A 15,437-nucleotide genomic window follows, 5' to 3' on the forward strand; every position below is an offset into this window, starting at 1 on the left:
CACACCGGCCCTCCGGGCGCTTCGTTCTTTCGTGTTTCCAGCTTACCAGACGTTTTCCGCTCCGTTTTCCGGAGTTTCATTCATCCGATTTGCTTTCCTGCTTGTCCCCGCTCTTTCGCGGCGACTCCGGAACTGTACGGGGATCGGCCCGTCACATGCAAATCGCCCCCGTCCGGCGGTCCGGACGAGGGCGATCGCGGTGCTCAGCGGACCTCGGTGATCTCCGGGCCGCGGGCGAACGGGTCGAGCGAGGTGCCGGTGTAGCGGGTGTCGCCCTCACCGGCGCCCGTGACCGCGCCGCCGCCGTCGGCGACCATCTGCGCGTCCTCGGGCAGCTTCAGCACGATCGGGTCGCGGGGTGCCATCGGGCCCTCGCCGCGGACGACGACGGTCTGCCGGAAGACCTGCTCCAGGATGCCGCCCACCTCGGGCTGCACCGCGGCCTGGCCGGAGATCACGCCGCGCAGGAACCAGCGCGGTCCGTCACAGCCGACGAAGCGCACCAGCTGGACACCCTGCGTGCCGTCCGGCAGCTGGACGGGGACCTGTGCGCGGAGGTGCCAGCCCAGCGGGCCCTCCTCCTCCTCGACCACGCCGCCCTGCGAGGTGATGCCGGTGGCGATCTCCTCGCGGACCTCGCCCCAGATGCCCTCGGACTTGGGGGCCGCGAAGGCCTGGAGCTGGATGGCGCTGTTGCCGAGGACGAGCGTGGCGGCGACGATCGACTCGCCGGCCACCTCGACCCGGAGCTCCATGCCCTCGACACCGGGGACCAGCAGGCCCCCGAGGTCCACCCGGCCCTCTTCGGGATCCTCCAGCTCGGAGTGGTCCCACGGCCCCTCCGGACGCGGGGCCGGCGGCAGCCCGACGCGGTCCGTCGGATCCAGGTCGGTCACGTTCTCGCTCTCGGCGGAACCTTCGACGTCATCGGCCGTCTCGTCGGCGCTGATGGCGTCGTCGGCGAGCTGCTCGACAGCGTCCTCGCTCTTCTGGCGACGACGGAACACGGTCACTGTCCTTCCCGGTCCAAGACCGATGCGAATACCTGCTCGGCTTCCTGCGAGGCCGCGGGCAGCCTAGACCGCGGCGTGGCCGCCGGTCGACCCGAACCCGCCCTCGGCGCGTGCCGACCCCGGCAGCTCGGCCACCTCGTGGAAGCGGGCCTTCTCGACCTGCTGGATGACCAGCTGGGCGATCCGGTCCCCTCGGCGGAAGCTGACCCCCTCGCGCGGGTCCAGATTGACGACGATCACCTTGATCTCTCCACGGTACCCGGCATCGACCGTCCCTGGGGCGTTCACCAGAGCAACACCGCAACGAGCTGCCAGGCCGGACCGGGGGTGGACGAACGCCGCGTAACCGTCGGGCAGCGCAATGGCGACACCGGTGGGAAGCACGGCCCGCTCGCCGGGGGCCAACTCCGCGTCGACGGTGGTCCGCAGGTCGGCTCCCGCGTCGCCGGGCTGCGCGTACGCGGGCAGCGGCAGCTCGGCGTCGATCCGCCGGATCAGGACGTCCAGGGGCGGGCGGGGGGTGCTGGTCAAGGGTTCACCTCAAAGGCTCGGGCGCGCTGCATCAGGTCAGGGTCGTCGAGGACCTTCTCGATGTCCTCCGGACGACCGTGCTTGGTGAAGTGTTCCAGCTTCACCTGGATAAAGAGTGCCTGCGCGCGCACGGCGACCGGTCCGTCCGGTCCGCCGATCCGGCCCTCGGCGGCGCTGTAGACCTTCCGACCGTGGACGCCGGTGACCCAGGCGCGGAGGTGCAGCCGGGTGTCCACCGGTACCGGGGCGAGGAAGTCGGTCTCCAGCCGGCCGGTGACGCCGGGGGCGTGCAGCAGCCAGTTGAGCGAGCCGAGGATCTCGTCCATGGCGGTGGTCAGCAGGCCGCCGTGGGCCAGACCCGGGCCGCCCTGGTGCTCGGAACGGACGGTGAACTCGCCGGTGACGTCCAGGCCCTCGCCGGCCACCGCGTCGATCCGCAGGCCCGTGGGGTGCCGGGGGCCGCAGCCGAAGCAGTGTTCGTAGTGCGAGCCGAGCCGGGTGCCCGGGGCGGGGGCCTCCGGGGCGCGCTCGGGGAGGACGGCCTCCGGCGGCGGCGTGGTCGACGACCGCGGCACGGCCGGCGCCGACGGGACGGAGGGGGAGGTGGGGGCTATCGAACCGGTCACGCCGCCCCACCCTACCGACCGGTAGGCGGGCCGGGACCGGGGGTGCCGTCCAGGGCCGGCCGTTGCGGCGCCCACAATGGGGGCATGTACGACGAACGCCTCACCGCGCCGCGCTCCTGGTGGTTGTTCCCGGTCGCGATCGGCCTCACGCTCGCGCTGACCCTGCTGCGAATCAGCGCGGTGGGCGCGCTGGTCGGACTGGTGGTCGGCATCGCCGCCGGTGCGGCCGCGATCAGCAGTTACGGCTCGGCCCGGATCCGGGTGGTCCAGGGATCCCTGGTGGCCGGCCCGGCCCGGATCCCGGTGGACGCCCTCGGCGCCGCCCACCCGCTCAGCCCGGCCGAGGCCGTGGCCTGGCGCGGGCCGAAGGCCGATCCGCGGGCGTTCATGCTGCTGCGCAGCTACGTTCCGACGGCGCTGCGGGTCGAGGTGACCGATCCGGCCGACCCGACGCCGTACCTCTACCTGTCGACCCGCTCCCCGATGAAGCTGGCCGAGGCCCTGGACGAGGCCCGCCGGGGCGCCCGCGCCTGACCGGGGCCTGACCGGGGCCGCACCGGGGCCGCACCGGGGGCGGGCCCGCCGAGCGGACCCCGCCGGGACGCGGACAACAGAAAAACGGAGAGGGACGGTTCCGCCTTCGCGGGACCGTCCCTCTGTATCTCCGTATGACCGTATGACTGGTGCGTCCGCCACGGCGACCGCCGGAGCTGCCGTCCGGCCCCGCTGCCCGGGGCCGGAAGGGGCGTTGTACCGGTCTCGCTGAAATCGCGAGGCCCGAGTCATGGCCGCCCTGGTCCTCAGGCGCCGCAGTCCCGGCAGATCGGGTTGCCGTTCTTCTCGCTGTACAGCTGGCTGCGGTGGTGGACCAGGAAGCAGCTCATGCAGGTGAACTCGTCGGCCTGCCGAGGCAGCACCCTGACGGAGAGCTCCTCGTTCGAGAGGTCCGCGCCGGGGAGCTCCATGCCCTCGGCAGCTTCGAACTCGTCGACGTCGACGGAGCTTCCGCCCTTGTCGTTCCGCCGAGCCTTGAGCTCCTCGATGCTGTCCTCGTTGAGCTCGTCGTCGGTCTTGCGTGGGGTGTCGTAGTCGGTAGCCATATTTCGCTCTCCCCCTCCGGGTTGTGCGGTGTGTGCGGTATCTCCAGCGCACGTAACGCATGGGGGGTCGGTCTTGTGCCCGACCCGAGGCGGAGATTTTGCCTTACTTCAAGCCCTGTTACTCAATCGACACTCAGCCGGGGGTCCGTTGGGGTGATCGACTCGGGTGCGAGGGGCCTCACGCTGGGCCATCGCCACGCCGCCGGAACGCCCGCGCGGCGGACACGGAGAGTGATCAAAAGCCCGTGCGGCGCCTGCGAATTCCCTTGCCCACCAGGGACGCGGGTCAATCCTCCGCGTCGGAGTCGATCATCGATCCGCTCACGGAAAGCGATCGGCGACGCCGCGGGCATGATCACGCTCCGAGGTCGTCCCGCATCGCGCAGCGACACGGTGTGAGCTTGGTCACGTTCTGAATCTTCCCGGGCAAAACGTGGAAAATCCGCCCAACCGGAGCGGCCCGGTCCGTGACCTTCCGGCCCCCGAGTTCGTGTCCGGCACACTGCCCTCCGGGCGGTCGGGAGGCCGCGCGGAGGGCCGCTCCCGCTCCCGTCGGACCCCCGGCCGCTCCGGCCGGGGGGTGGGCGCGGGCGCCGGCTACTTGGCGGCCTTGCGGGCCGCCCGGCGGGCCTGCAGCGCGGCCTGCCGCTCGTCGAACTTGGTCGCCTGGGCGTCCAGCCCGGCGAGGAAGAGGCCGAGCTCCTCCTGGGCCCGCGCGCCCTCCGGACCGAGACCGCCCACCTCCATGACCTTGAGGTGGCGCAGCACCGGCTGCAGCACGTCGTCGAGGTGGATCCGCAGGTTGTAGACGCCGCCGATGGCGATCTGGGCGGCGGCACGCTCGAAGCCGGGGATCCCGTGGCCCGGCATCCGGAAGTCGGTCACCACGTCGGCGATGGCCCGCATGGCCTGGTCGGGGGCGATCTCCAGGGCGGCCTTCAGCAGGTTCCGGTAGAAGACCATGTGCAGGTTCTCGTCGTTGGCGATCTTCGCGAGCAGCTGCTCGCACAGCGGGTCGCCGGCGAAGTGGCCGGTGTTGCGGTGCGAGATGCGGGTCGCGAGCTCCTGGAAGGCCACGTAGGCGACCGACTGCAGCATGCTGTGCGCGTTGTCGGACTCGAAGCCCTCCGACATGTGCGCCATCCGGGCCCGCTCCAGCTCGACCGGGTCGACGGCCCGGGTGGTGAGCAGGTAGTCACGGATCGCTATCCCGTGCCGGCCCTCCTCCGCGGTCCAGCGGTGCACCCAGGCACCCCACGCGCCCTCGCGGCCGAACATGGTCGCGATCTCGTGGTGGTAGCTCGGGAGGTTGTCCTCGGTGAGCAGGTTGACCACCAGCGCGACCCGGCCGAGCGGGGTCACCTTGGACTGGCCGAGCTCCCAGGCCTCGCCGCCGAGGACGCCGTCGAAGTCGCGGCCCTGGCTCCACGGGACGAACTCGTGGGGCATCCACTCCTTGGCGACCTTCAGGTGGCGGTCGAGTTCCTTCTCGACGACCTCTTCGAGGGCCAGGATCAGCCGGGCGTCGGTCCAGGTGCTCGAACCGAGCGAGGCGCTGCGCTGCACGGGGGCGATGGTCACGAGTCTGAACTCCTGGGGGACGGGCACGCGCGGGACGGGCGCGTTGGGACGGGCGCGTCGGATACGCACTTACGGTTGCGTAGGTTACGACACCGTAAGTTGCTCGGGCCGGAAAAGACAAGCCGCCCCCGCCAGGGCTTATGTCTTCTTGACAGCCTGACGGGGGCGGCTAGCGGTCGGGGCGCGGAGGCCGGGCGGCACGGACGGCCGGTACGGACCACGGAGGGGCCAGGAGGGCCCTGACGGGGCCGGGAGGGCCCTCGGACGCTCCCGGCGCGCCCGGTGGTGCGGCTCAGGCGCCGGGGATGCGCACGCGCATCGTGAGGCCGCCGCCGGAACGCGGGGTGGCCTCGATGGTGCCGTGGTGCGCGCGGACCACCGAGCGGACGATCGAGAGTCCGAGGCCGACGCCCTTGTCGCTGCGGGTCCGGTCGGCCCCCTTCACCCGGCGGAACGGTTCGAAGATGTGCTCCAGCTCGTACCCGGGGACGACCGGGCCGGTGTTGGAGACCACGAGCTCGCCTCCGCCGGGCACCGGGGCGGTGGTGATCTCGACCCACCCGCCGGCGGAGTTGTAGCGGACGGCGTTCTGCAGCAGGTTGAGCGCGATCCGCTCCAGCAGCACCCCGTTCCCGGCGACCGTCGCCGGGTGGAGCGTGGCGCGCAGCTCGACCTCGCGGTTGCCGGCCTCGGCCCGGGTCTGCTCCAGCGCCCTGGTGGCCACCTCGGAGAATTCCACCGGACGGCGGTCGGTCAGCTCGTTGTCGCTGCGGGCGAGCAGCAGGAGGCCCTCCACCAACTGCTCGCTGCGCTCGTTGGTGGCGAGCAGGGTCTTGCCGAGCTGCTGGAGGTCGTTCGAGGCGTCGGGGTCGGAGAGCTGGACCTCCAGCAGGGTCCGGTTGATCGCCAGCGGGGTGCGCAGCTCGTGCGAGGCGTTGGCGACGAAGCGTCGCTGGGAGTCGAAGGAGTGGTCGAGGCGGTCGAGCATGTCGTCGAAGGTGTCGGCCAGCTCCTTGAGCTCGTCGTCCGGCCCGTCCAGCTCGATCCGCCGGTGCAGGTCGGAGGAGGCGACCTCGCGGGCGGTGCGGGTGATCCGGCCCAGCGGGCGCAGCACCCGGCCGGCCATCGCGTAGCCGGCCGCGAAGGCGATCACGGCGAGGCAGACCAGCACGGTGAGGGACTTGCGCAGCAGGGTGTTGAGGGCCGCGCTGGAGGCGGCCTCGTGCCGCTTCACGAGGAACTGGTTGAACTGCTCGGGGGTCATCACCACGCCGTTGACGGTGGTGCCCTTCTCGAAGATGAAGGGCGGCGGCGCGACGTCGTGCAGGGCCTGGCGGAGGAAGAAGTACATGAGCATCAGCAGGACCACGCCGGCCATCAGGAACATCCCGCCGTAGAGCAGGGTCAGCCGGATCCGGATGGTGGGGCGGAACGGCAGCCAGGCGAGCATGCCGTCGCCGGGCACGTAGGTGTCCTGCGGCTGGTGCAACCGGGGGGCGCGCGGCGGGTGCACGGGCTTCGGCGGCACGGCCCTGGGTCCTGCGGCGCGCCCGCCGGCGGGCGCGCCGGAGGGCCCGCCGGCCGTGGGCGGGGTGGTCATGATGGTCCTCTCGGAGCGTCCGCCGGGGCGGCGGGCGCGATGGGGCCGGCCGCGGGGGCCGGTACGGTCAGATCCGGTAGCCGGAGCCCGGCACGGTGACGATCACCGGCGGGTCGCCGAGCTTGCGGCGCAGCGTCATCACGGTGACGCGCACGACGTTGGTGAACGGGTCGGTGTGCTCGTCCCAGGCCTTTTCGAGCAGCTGCTCGGCGGAGACGACGGCTCCGCCGGCCCGCATCAGGACCTCCAGGACGGCGAACTCCTTGGGGGCCAGCTGGACGGGCCGCCCGTCGCGGATCACCTCGCGGCGGCCGGGGTCGACCGAGATGCCGGCCCGTTCCAGGACGGGGGGCAGCGGGACGGTCGCACGGCGGCCCAGCGCCCGGACCCGGGCGACGAGTTCGCTGAAGGCGAACGGCTTCGGAAGGTAGTCGTCCGCTCCGATCTCCAGCCCTTCGACGCGGTCGCTGATGTCACCGGAGGCGGTCAGCATGATCACCCTGGTGGCCAGGCCCTGGTCGACCACGCTGCGGCAGACGTCGTCACCGTGGACCAGCGGAAGGTCCCGGTCGAGCACGACCACGTCGTAGTCGTTGACCGCGATGCGCTGGAGCGCGGCCTCCCCGTCGTACACCACGTCGACGGCCATCGCCTCGCGGCGCAGACCTGTGGCGACTGCCTCGGCGAGCAGCTGCTCGTCCTCGACGACGAGAACCCGCACGGTCGTTGTCCCTTCTCCAGGCCGGCCCCGGAAAAGCGGACGCACGGCTCCGACGGTGCCCCCCATCCTGCCTGGTCCTGCGGTAAAGCAGCGATAAGCTGCCCCGGAGGCAGCGGCGGCCGGCCGCCGGGCAACGGTCCGGTGACGGTTCGGGTGTCCACCACTCCGATTGGACTGTGACGCGGGCAACTTTCTCGCGCGGGGAGGTTTCCCCGTCCCGGGGGCGGGGAGGACAGCTGCACACCCGCGATCTGGCTGTAGGCCGATCGCACCCACCCGCCGTGCGTTCATCCGCGCCGGCCCTGGGGCTGGGGCGTCACGGGAGCGGCCGAGGGCCGTCTCCGCGCCCGACCGGAGACTTCACTGCCCGGCTCGGACGCTTCCGCTGGCCACCACGACCTCGGGGCGGGGGACGCACGACCGTGCACGTCCGACACAGTAAGGGGGCCCGTATGGACGCCTTCACCGCCGGAATCCTGCAGCGCATCGCCAACGCCGAGCAGGATCTGCACCGCGCGATCGAGGCCGGGGACGAATTCCTGGCCGAGGTGGAACAGTCCGAGCTGGACGACCTCCGCCGGCTCGCCGCCGAACACGGCGTGGACACGGTGCTGGAACGGCACCGCACCGCCGCCTGACCGACCACCGACCCGACGCCGGTTCCCCGGCACCAGCGGCCCTGAGGGGGTCGTGCGAGAACCCAGGCCCTGGCATCCCCCGTATGCCAGGGCTCTTCGCTGTCCCGGCACGGCCGCGGGCCCGGCCGGAGCGGGCGCGGCACGCGCTCCCTGGCCGGCCGCGCCCGGGAGCGGGTCAGTCGGCCCAGGCCCGCAGGGCGGCGAGGCGCTCCTGGAGCGGCTCGTAGACGCCGGGCGCGGCGGCCACCGTCAGCGCTCCGTCCGGCCCGTGGCCGGGTCGGCCGCCGACCAGCGCACCGGCCTCGGCGGCGATCAGGCAGCCGGCGGCCCGGTCCCAGGGGGCCAGCCCGCGCTCGTAGTAGCCGTCCAGCCGGCCGGCGGCGACGTCACAGAGGTCCACCGCGGCGGCGCCGCCCCGGCGGATGTCGCGCACCTCGGGCATCAGGGCCAGCAGCACCTCGGCCTGCCGGACCCGGACCGGCTGCACGTAGTTGAAGCCGGTGGCGATCAGGGCCTGGCCCCACGGGGACGCCGGACGGGCCCCGATCGGCCGGCCGTCCAGCTGCGCGCCGCGGCCCAGCACGGCCTGGAACAACTCGCCCCGGGCCGGTGCGAGGACCACCCCGACCACCGCCCGCCCGTCCAGCTCGGCGGCCACGCTGACCGCCCAGGACGGCAGTCCGTAGAGGTAGTTCACGGTGCCGTCGAGCGGGTCGACGACCCAGCGCACGCCGCTGGTGCCGGCCCGCTCGGCGCCCTCCTCGCCCAGGTAGCCGTCCCTGGGGCGGCGTTCGGCGATCAGCTCCAGGACGAGCTTCTCGGAGGCCAGGTCCATCTCGGTGACCACGTCGACCGGGCTGCTCTTGGTCCCGGCCACGCCCAGGTCGGCGGGCCTGCCGTCGAGCAGCAGGGCGCCCGCCCGCCGGGCGGCGTCCAGGGCGACGTCGAGCAGCTCGTCGAGCAGGGCCGGGTCGGGCGCGGCGGTTCCGGGAACGGCGGGGCTGGTCACGAAGGTCTCCTCGGAGGGGTCAGCGCTCGGCGGCGGCCGGGCGGGGGGCGCGCGGGTTGGGGCAGCAGGCGACCGCGCAGACGTCGTGGCCGGGGCCGAGCGTGCCGAGGGCGCGACGGGTCACCGGCTCGCCGCGCTCGGCGGCGGCCCGCTCCAGGACGAGTTCGCGGACGGCCGCGGTGAACCGGGGGTCGGCGCCGACGGTGGCGGCCCGGGCGACCGGCAGGCCGAGTTCGGCGGCCTTGGCCGCCGCCTCGGTGTCGAGGTCGTACTTGACCTCCATGTGGTCGGAGACGAAGCCGATCGGGACCATCACCACGGCCGGGTCGCCCTCGGCGTGCCGGGCCTCCAGGTGGTCGCAGATGTCCGGTTCCAGCCACGGGGTGTGCGGGGCGCCGCTGCGGCTCTGGAAGACCAGGTCCCAGGGCCGGTCCCGGACGCCGGTCCGCTCGGCGACGGCGGTGGCGACCAGCCGGGCCACGTCCAGGTGCTGGGCGACGTACGCGCCGCCGGGGCGACCGCGGGCCGGGTCGTCCGGGGCGCCGGAGCTCTCGGCCATGGTGTCCGGGATCGAGTGGGTGGTGAACGCCAGCCGGGCGCCGTCCCGGACGTCCTCGGGGAGCCGGGTCAGGGCGTCCAGGGTGGCGTCGATCATCGGCTCGACGAAGCCGGGGTGGTTGTAGAAGTGGCGCAGCATGTCGACGGCCGGCACGGGCAGGCCCTCGGCCGCGAGCGCGGCCAGCGCGTCGGCGAGGTTCTCCCGGTACTGGCGGCAGCCGGAGTACCCGGCGTAGGCGCTGGTGGCGAGGACGGCGATCCGGCGGTGCCCGTCGGCGACCGCCTCGCGCAGGGTGTCGACCAGGTAGGGCGCCCAGTTCCGGTTGCCCCAGTAGACCGGCAGGCCGAGGCCGTGCTCGGCGAAGTCCTTGCGCAGCGCGGCCAGCAGCTCGCGGTTCTGCTCGTTGATCGGACTCACGCCGCCGAACAGGAAGTAGTGCTTGCCCACCTCCCGCAGGCGTTCCTTCGGGATGCCGCGGCCCCGGGTGACGTTCTCGAGGAACGGGACGACGTCCTCGGGGGCCTCGGGCCCGCCGAAGGAGAGCAGCAGCAGCGCGTCGTACGGGGCGGCGCCGGTGAGGGAGGTGTTGCGCGCGTCGGACATGACACCGATCCTGCCACTGCGGGACGGACCGCCTGGGTCGGGGCCGCCCCTGGTGCCCGGAAAAATCCAGTTTGCCAAGGTTCGTAGGCTGTGCTTACCGGTCTCGTTCCTTACCCCCCTGCGGAGCTCCCGTGCTGTCCAGCTACCGCCAGATCTTCGCCGCACCCGGCAGTCTGGCCTTCTCGTCCACCGGATTCATAGCCCGGCTGCCGATCTCCATGACGGGGATCGGCATCGTCACGATGCTCTCCGAGCTCAGAGGCTCCTTCGGTGTGGCCGGCCTCGTGTCGGCCACGATGGCGGTGTCCGCGGCGGTCCTGGGGCCTCAGGTCTCCCGGCTGGTGGACCGGCACGGACAGCGCCGGATCCTGATGCCCGCCACCGCGATCACCGTCGCCGCCGCCGTCGGGCTGCTGATCTGCGCGCGGCTGGGGGCTCCGGCCTGGACGCTCTTCGTGTTCGCGGCCGGGATGGGCGTGATGCCGAGCGCCGGGGCGATGGTCCGGGCCCGCTGGGCGCACCTGTACCGGGACCAGGCGCCGCGGCTGCACACCGCGTACTCGTTCGAGGCGGTGGTCGACGAGGTCTGCTTCATCGTGGGCCCGATCCTCGCCGTGACCCTGGCCACCTCCGTGTTCCCGGAGGCGGGCGTGCTGCTCGCCGGGGTCTTCCTCGCGGTGGGCGTGGTGCTGTTCGCCGCCCAGCGGAGCACCGAGCCGCCCGTCCACCCCTCCGCCCGGCACACCGGCACACCGGTGATCCGCAACCGCGGCCTCCAGGTGCTGATCCTGACCTTCGTGGCGACCGGCGCGATCTTCGGCTCGGTCGAGGTGGTCACCGTCGCCTACGCGAAGGCGCAGGGGCACACGGCGATCTCCAGCGTGATCCTGGCGCTCTGGGCCTTCGGCTCCTGCCTGGCCGGGGTGGTGTTCGGGACGCTGAAGCTGACCGGCTCCATGGCCGGCCGCTTCCTCGGCGGGGTGGTGTTCATGGCGGTCAGCATGGTGCCGCTGCTGCTGATCGCCGAGTCGGTGAGCGGGGTCGGCGGACTGGTGGCGGTCGGCGGCGCGCTGCTGATCGCGGGCATCGCCATCTCCCCCACCCTGATCACCGCGATGGCGCTGGTCGAGCGCCTGGTCCCGCCGGCCCAGCTGACCGAGGGCATGACCTGGACGACCACGGGGCTCGCCCTCGGTGTCGCGACCGGCTCCTCGGCCGGCGGCTGGGTGGTCGACGCGGCAGGGGCGGCCGCCGGATACTGGGTGCCGTTGACCGCCGGGGCGTTCGGCGTGGTCGCCGCGCTGATCGGGACGGGGCGGCTGCGGACCGGCCTGGCCGCGCTGGAGGCCACGCAGCCCGCCGCCAAGACCGTAGACCTCGAACGGTGAGCTGACTTACCCTCCTCCCTACCCGTGGGCTACCCGCGGGTAGGGACCCAGGTGCGCCGACGCCGCTCGGCCACGGAGCAGGAGGCGCCGCAATGCCCCAGGCCAGGACCGCAGCCCGTACCCGCTGGACCAACTGGGCGGGCAACCAGAGCGCCCACCCGGCCCGGGCGGTCACCCCCGGGACGGCGGAGGAACTGGCCAAGGAGATCCTGCGCGCCGCCGACGGGGGCCGGACGGTCAAGGCGGTCGGCTCCGGCCACTCCTTCACCTCGATCGCCTCCGCCGGGGACGGCGTCCTGGTCCGCCCGCACGCGATGACCGCCGTCCGGGGCGTCGACCGGGAGAACGGCACGGTCACCGTCGAGGCCGGGCTCCCGCTGCACCGGCTCAACCGGGTGCTCGCCGCCGCCGGCCTCTCGCTCACCAACATGGGCGACATCGAGGTGCAGACCGCGGCCGGCGCCACCAGTACCGGCACCCACGGCACCGGCCGGGACTCCGCCTCGCTCGCCGCCCAGCTCCGCGGGCTGGAGATCGTGCTCGCCGACGGCAGCATCCGGCAGTGCTCCCCCACCGAGAACGCGCGGCTCTTCGAGGGGGCCCGGCTCGGCCTCGGCGCGCTCGGCGTGATCACCGCGCTCACCTTCGCGGTGGAACCGGCCTTCCTCCTCACCGCCCACGAGCAGCCGATGGGCTTCGACGAGGTACTGGAGCGGCTGGACGACCTGACCGCCGTCAACGAGCACTTCGAGTTCTACTGGTTCCCGCACACGTCCCGCTGCTCGACCAAGCGGAACAACCGCAGCCAGGGGCCGGCCGCACCGCTGCCCCGGTTCAAGGAGTGGCTGGAGGACGACTTCCTCTCCAACACCGTCTGGGAGGGGGCCTGCCGGGTCGGCCGCCGGTTCCCCGCCGCGGTGCCCACCATCGCCGCGGTGGCCAGCCGCGCCTGGTCGGACCGGAGCTACACCGACACCGCGTACCGGGTGTTCACCAGCCCCCGCACGGTCCGGTTCACCGAGATGGAGTACGCGGTGCCGCGTGAGGCGGTCGGCGACGTCCTGCGCGAGCTGAGGGCGATGGTCGAACGGTCGGACTGGCGGATCAGCTTCCCGGTCGAGGTGCGGTTCGCGCCCGCCGACGACCTCTGGCTCTCCACCGCCCACGGCCGGGACACCGCCTACATCGCCGTCCACCTCTACCGGGGCACCGCCGAACAGGGCTACTTCACGGCCGTCGAGCAGCTCATGACCGCCCACCGGGGGCGGCCGCACTGGGGCAAGCTGCACACCCGGGACGCCGAGTACCTCGCCGGGGCCTACCCCCGGTTCGCGGACTTCACCGCGCTGCGGGACGAGGTCGACCCGGACCGCCGGTTCGGCAACGACCACCTCCGCCGGGTGCTGGGGGCCTAGCCGCTTCCCCGCCCGACCTGCCCGACCCGCCCGACCCGCCTGCCTCGGCCGTCTCGGCCGGCCCTACTGACCCGACCCGCCCGGCTGCTGCTGCGGATCCGGAGCCGCCGGGGCGGTGGCCGCCGGCGGGACGACCGCGGTACCCGGGGCCGGGGGCTTCGGCGTCGCACCGCCGGACGGACCGGCGGAGGCCCCGCCCCCGGACGGCGCGGACGACTCGCCGGAGGGGCGGGCGGAGGGCGTCGCGCCCGGACTCCCGCCCGGGTCCGGCGTGGAGCCGGCCGAGGGGGACGCGGCGCCGGACGTCCCGGTGCCCGCGCTCGGACTCGTTCCCGGGCTCGGGCGTTCCGAGGCGCCGCCGCCCTTGCCCGCCGAGGGCGAGGCCCCCGGTCCGCCGGTCGCACCGGGAGACGGCACGGGCGAGGGGACGGAGGAGGGTCCGCCACCCGACGGCCCGCCGTCCGACGGGGCCGGTGGCTTCCGCTCGACCGTGCCGCCCAGCGAGGTGCCGGTACCCGACCCGCCCTTCACCGTCGCGGACACCGGCTGCCCGGTGGCGAGCTCGAACGCGAGTATCGGCACCATCGCGAGCGTGAAGACCAGCGCGGAGACCGTCGCGTACGACTTCCACGTCCAGCGCCGACGCGCCCGGACCGTGCGCGGGGCGTTCCACTCCGCGGAGGGCGGCTCGGAAGGGCGGGTCGAGGACGGGGTGGTGGAGACCCCCGGCACCGGTTGCGGTCCGGTCGCCTGCCGCAGCCCGTTCGCCAACTGGCCCGGCGCGGCGGTGCGGTCCACCGCCTCCCGCAGCTGTTCGCCGGTCCTTTTGAAAACGTGCTGGAACACCGCACCGCCGGTGGTCGCGCCGACACTCACCACGGCCGCGCCCAGAATGGTTCCGTAGACCCCGAGTTCGGACGCGAGCAGCGCCCCCACCACCGTGGCCAGCGCACTCGCCACGACCTGAGCCACACTCAGATCAATTCGCCTGCGACCTTCCTTGCCGTCCTCCCCGGCGGGCTTCTCCTGCGGCATCGACATCCCTCAAGTCAGTACGACTGTCTTTCGAACAAGTCACTCCATCTTGCCCAAAGAAGGACACAAGGGTCGAAAATGCGGTTCTGTGCGGGAGATATATGTGAAGATGATCACCGTTCACCGGGTGATCCTCGGCCATTGAGGTCGTGCGCTCTTGAGATTCCCGTGAATCGCGGGAGACTTGAGCGGCGAGCCGCCCCTCTGGTTGCCACGAATGGAGTACTGTTCGTAAAGCCTGAGCCTTGGGTCGACTTGTCGACTACCCATCAACAGGGAAGCCGACAAGGAGCCACGGTGCAGACACGCACGGCGACGCCCGTCCCGGATCGTCGCGTTCACTGCGCGTGCGAGAACGGCCGGGACACCCAGGCGCGACGTCGACGGATGGCGTGGCAAAAAGGCAACCGTGCCACAGCGGCGTGACCGGGCGTAAGCCCGACACGCCGGGGAACTCAGCAAGGTTGTGGCCAGTCGCGAGCGGGCAGGCCACACTCAGTACGGGAGCAGCGACGCAGGTGACGTCGGCAGGCACCACCCGGGAGGTAACCGTGCCCGAACTGCGGGTTGTGGCCGTCAGCAACGACGGCACACGGCTGGTGCTCAAGGCCGCCGACAGCACGGAGTACACCCTTCCCATCGACGAGCGGCTTCGTGCCGCCATCCGTGGTGACCGTCCGCGTCTCGGCCAGATCGAGATCGAGGTGGAGAGCCACCTCCGTCCTCGGGACATCCAGGCCCGGATACGAGCCGGTGCCTCCGCCGAGGAGGTCGCGCAGGCGGCCGGCATCTCCGTCGACCGCGTCCGACGCTTCGAGGGTCCCGTCCTGGCCGAGCGCGCCTTCATGGCCGAGCGGGCCCGGAAGACCGCGATCCGCCGGCACGGCGAGTCCTCCGGCCCCCAGCTGGGCGAGGCGGTGGCCGAGCGGCTGGCGCTGCGCGGCGCGGAGAAGGACACCGAGCGCTGGGACTCCTGGCGCCGCGACGACGGTACGTGGGAGGTCATCCTCTCCTACCGGGCCGACGGCGAGGGCCGCAGCGCGGCCTGGACGTACGACCCGCCCAGGCGCCTGGTGCAGCCCAACGACGACGAGGCCCGCGCGCTGATCGGCGAGAACGTCGAGCGCGAGGAGGAGTCGGTCTTCCCGTTCATCCCGCGGATCGCCCGGCTCCCCCACGACCGGCCGCTGCGGCCGATGATCGACCGTCCCTCCGCGGACCGGATCATGTCGTCCCGCGAGGTGCGCGAGTCCCGCGAGGCGACGGCCGAGGCCAGGGACTCGCTGACCAGCCTGCTGGACGTCGTCCCGGCGTTCCGGGGCGACCTCGCCGTGGGCGCCCCGCCGCCGGTCGAGCCGATGCCCGCCGAGGTCGCCGAGGAGGCCGAGGAACCGGCGGCCGCCGCTCCGGCGGTCGGCGCGGGCTCCGCGTACGCGGACATCCTGATGCCGCGCGCGGTCGCGCCGCACCGGGAGCGACTGGTCGGCACCACCGACCGGCAGGCCGAGGCGGACGGCGTCCGGCCCGGGCGCCGGGCCACCGTGCCGAGTTGGGACGAGATCGTCTTCGGCAGCCGGCGCAAGAAGCAGGAGTGACACCGGGCACGACGGTGTGACGA

Annotated in this window: 15 protein-coding genes; 5 read left to right on the top strand and 10 right to left on the bottom strand. The window is 73.0% G+C overall.

The genetic code is table 11. From position 1 onward, the window contains the following. Positions 1-203 precede the first annotated feature (203 nt). The 3 genes from ACFWOG_RS32235 to ACFWOG_RS32245 form a co-directional block, all read right to left on the bottom strand. Entirely contained in the window at positions 204-1,007 is an 804-nt protein-coding gene (locus ACFWOG_RS32235; protein WP_329882675.1) for a DUF3710 domain-containing protein, read from the bottom strand. A 69-nt stretch (positions 1,008-1,076) separates the two neighbouring features. Then, positions 1,077-1,544: a dUTP diphosphatase gene (dut, locus tag ACFWOG_RS32240; RefSeq protein WP_329882674.1), complete on the bottom strand. Its 468-nt coding sequence runs from the start codon at positions 1,542-1,544 to the stop codon at positions 1,077-1,079. Beyond that, on the bottom strand, positions 1,541-2,119 hold the full coding sequence (locus tag ACFWOG_RS32245; protein ID WP_329950060.1) for a PaaI family thioesterase: 579 nt from the start codon (positions 2,117-2,119) through the stop codon (positions 1,541-1,543). The genes dut and ACFWOG_RS32245 overlap by 4 nt, the downstream gene beginning before the upstream one ends. 135 nt (positions 2,120-2,254) lie before the next feature. Here ACFWOG_RS32245 and ACFWOG_RS32250 point away from each other — a divergent pair, with 135 nt between their 5' ends. Beyond that, positions 2,255-2,704 (top strand): DUF3093 domain-containing protein, encoded by a 450-nt coding sequence (locus ACFWOG_RS32250; protein ID WP_329882673.1) that lies wholly within the window; start codon positions 2,255-2,257, stop codon positions 2,702-2,704. A gap of 266 nt (positions 2,705-2,970) precedes the next feature. Here ACFWOG_RS32250 and ACFWOG_RS32255 read toward each other — a convergent pair whose 3' ends face one another. The 4 genes from ACFWOG_RS32255 to ACFWOG_RS32270 form a co-directional block, all read right to left on the bottom strand. Then, positions 2,971-3,270 carry a DUF4193 domain-containing protein gene (locus ACFWOG_RS32255; RefSeq protein WP_327681335.1) on the bottom strand — a complete coding sequence of 100 codons (300 nt, stop codon included), beginning with the start codon at positions 3,268-3,270 and terminating at the stop codon, positions 2,971-2,973. Between the two features lie 597 nt (positions 3,271-3,867). Continuing rightward, entirely contained in the window at positions 3,868-4,851 is a 984-nt protein-coding gene (locus ACFWOG_RS32260; RefSeq protein ID WP_380362645.1) for an acyl-ACP desaturase, read from the bottom strand. A gap of 292 nt (positions 4,852-5,143) precedes the next feature. Next, complete coding sequence (locus ACFWOG_RS32265) at positions 5,144-6,451, bottom strand: sensor histidine kinase (protein WP_380362647.1); 1,308 nt, start codon at positions 6,449-6,451, stop codon at positions 5,144-5,146. A 67-nt stretch (positions 6,452-6,518) separates the two neighbouring features. Then, a complete protein-coding gene (locus tag ACFWOG_RS32270) occupies positions 6,519-7,172 on the bottom strand; it encodes a response regulator transcription factor (RefSeq protein WP_329489897.1) in 654 nt (217 codons plus the stop codon). A 452-nt stretch (positions 7,173-7,624) separates the two neighbouring features. Here ACFWOG_RS32270 and ACFWOG_RS32275 point away from each other — a divergent pair, with 452 nt between their 5' ends. Then, complete coding sequence (locus tag ACFWOG_RS32275) at positions 7,625-7,810, top strand: hypothetical protein (RefSeq protein WP_030301315.1); 186 nt, start codon at positions 7,625-7,627, stop codon at positions 7,808-7,810. Between the two features lie 175 nt (positions 7,811-7,985). On the opposite strand, the gene ACFWOG_RS32280 is transcribed toward ACFWOG_RS32275, so the two are convergent. Together ACFWOG_RS32280 and ACFWOG_RS32285 are read right to left on the bottom strand one after the other, a co-directional pair. Further along, positions 7,986-8,819, bottom strand: a complete 834-nt coding sequence (locus ACFWOG_RS32280; protein ID WP_380362650.1) for an inositol monophosphatase family protein — start codon at positions 8,817-8,819, stop codon at positions 7,986-7,988. A gap of 19 nt (positions 8,820-8,838) precedes the next feature. Further along, positions 8,839-9,981 carry a ferrochelatase gene (locus ACFWOG_RS32285; RefSeq protein ID WP_380362653.1) on the bottom strand — a complete coding sequence of 381 codons (1,143 nt, stop codon included), beginning with the start codon at positions 9,979-9,981 and terminating at the stop codon, positions 8,839-8,841. A 131-nt stretch (positions 9,982-10,112) separates the two neighbouring features. On the opposite strand from ACFWOG_RS32285, the gene ACFWOG_RS32290 reads away from it, so the two are divergent. Together ACFWOG_RS32290 and ACFWOG_RS32295 are read left to right on the top strand one after the other, a co-directional pair. Then, on the top strand, positions 10,113-11,369 hold the full coding sequence (locus ACFWOG_RS32290; protein WP_380362655.1) for an MFS transporter: 1,257 nt from the start codon (positions 10,113-10,115) through the stop codon (positions 11,367-11,369). Positions 11,370-11,461: 92 nt separating this feature from the next. Beyond that, positions 11,462-12,784 (top strand): D-arabinono-1,4-lactone oxidase, encoded by a 1,323-nt coding sequence (locus tag ACFWOG_RS32295; protein ID WP_355405192.1) that lies wholly within the window; start codon positions 11,462-11,464, stop codon positions 12,782-12,784. Positions 12,785-12,847: 63 nt separating this feature from the next. Here the strand turns inward: ACFWOG_RS32295 and ACFWOG_RS32300 are convergent, their stop codons facing one another. Then, positions 12,848-13,825, bottom strand: a complete 978-nt coding sequence (locus tag ACFWOG_RS32300; protein ID WP_380362658.1) for a hypothetical protein — start codon at positions 13,823-13,825, stop codon at positions 12,848-12,850. Positions 13,826-14,337: 512 nt separating this feature from the next. Between ACFWOG_RS32300 and sepH the strand changes: the two genes are divergently transcribed. Further along, positions 14,338-15,414 carry a septation protein SepH gene (gene sepH / locus ACFWOG_RS32305; RefSeq protein WP_329882666.1) on the top strand — a complete coding sequence of 359 codons (1,077 nt, stop codon included), beginning with the start codon at positions 14,338-14,340 and terminating at the stop codon, positions 15,412-15,414. Positions 15,415-15,437 lie beyond the last annotated feature (23 nt).

The organism is Kitasatospora sp. NPDC058406 (assembly GCF_042722765.1).
Classification (GTDB): domain Bacteria; phylum Actinomycetota; class Actinomycetes; order Streptomycetales; family Streptomycetaceae; genus Kitasatospora.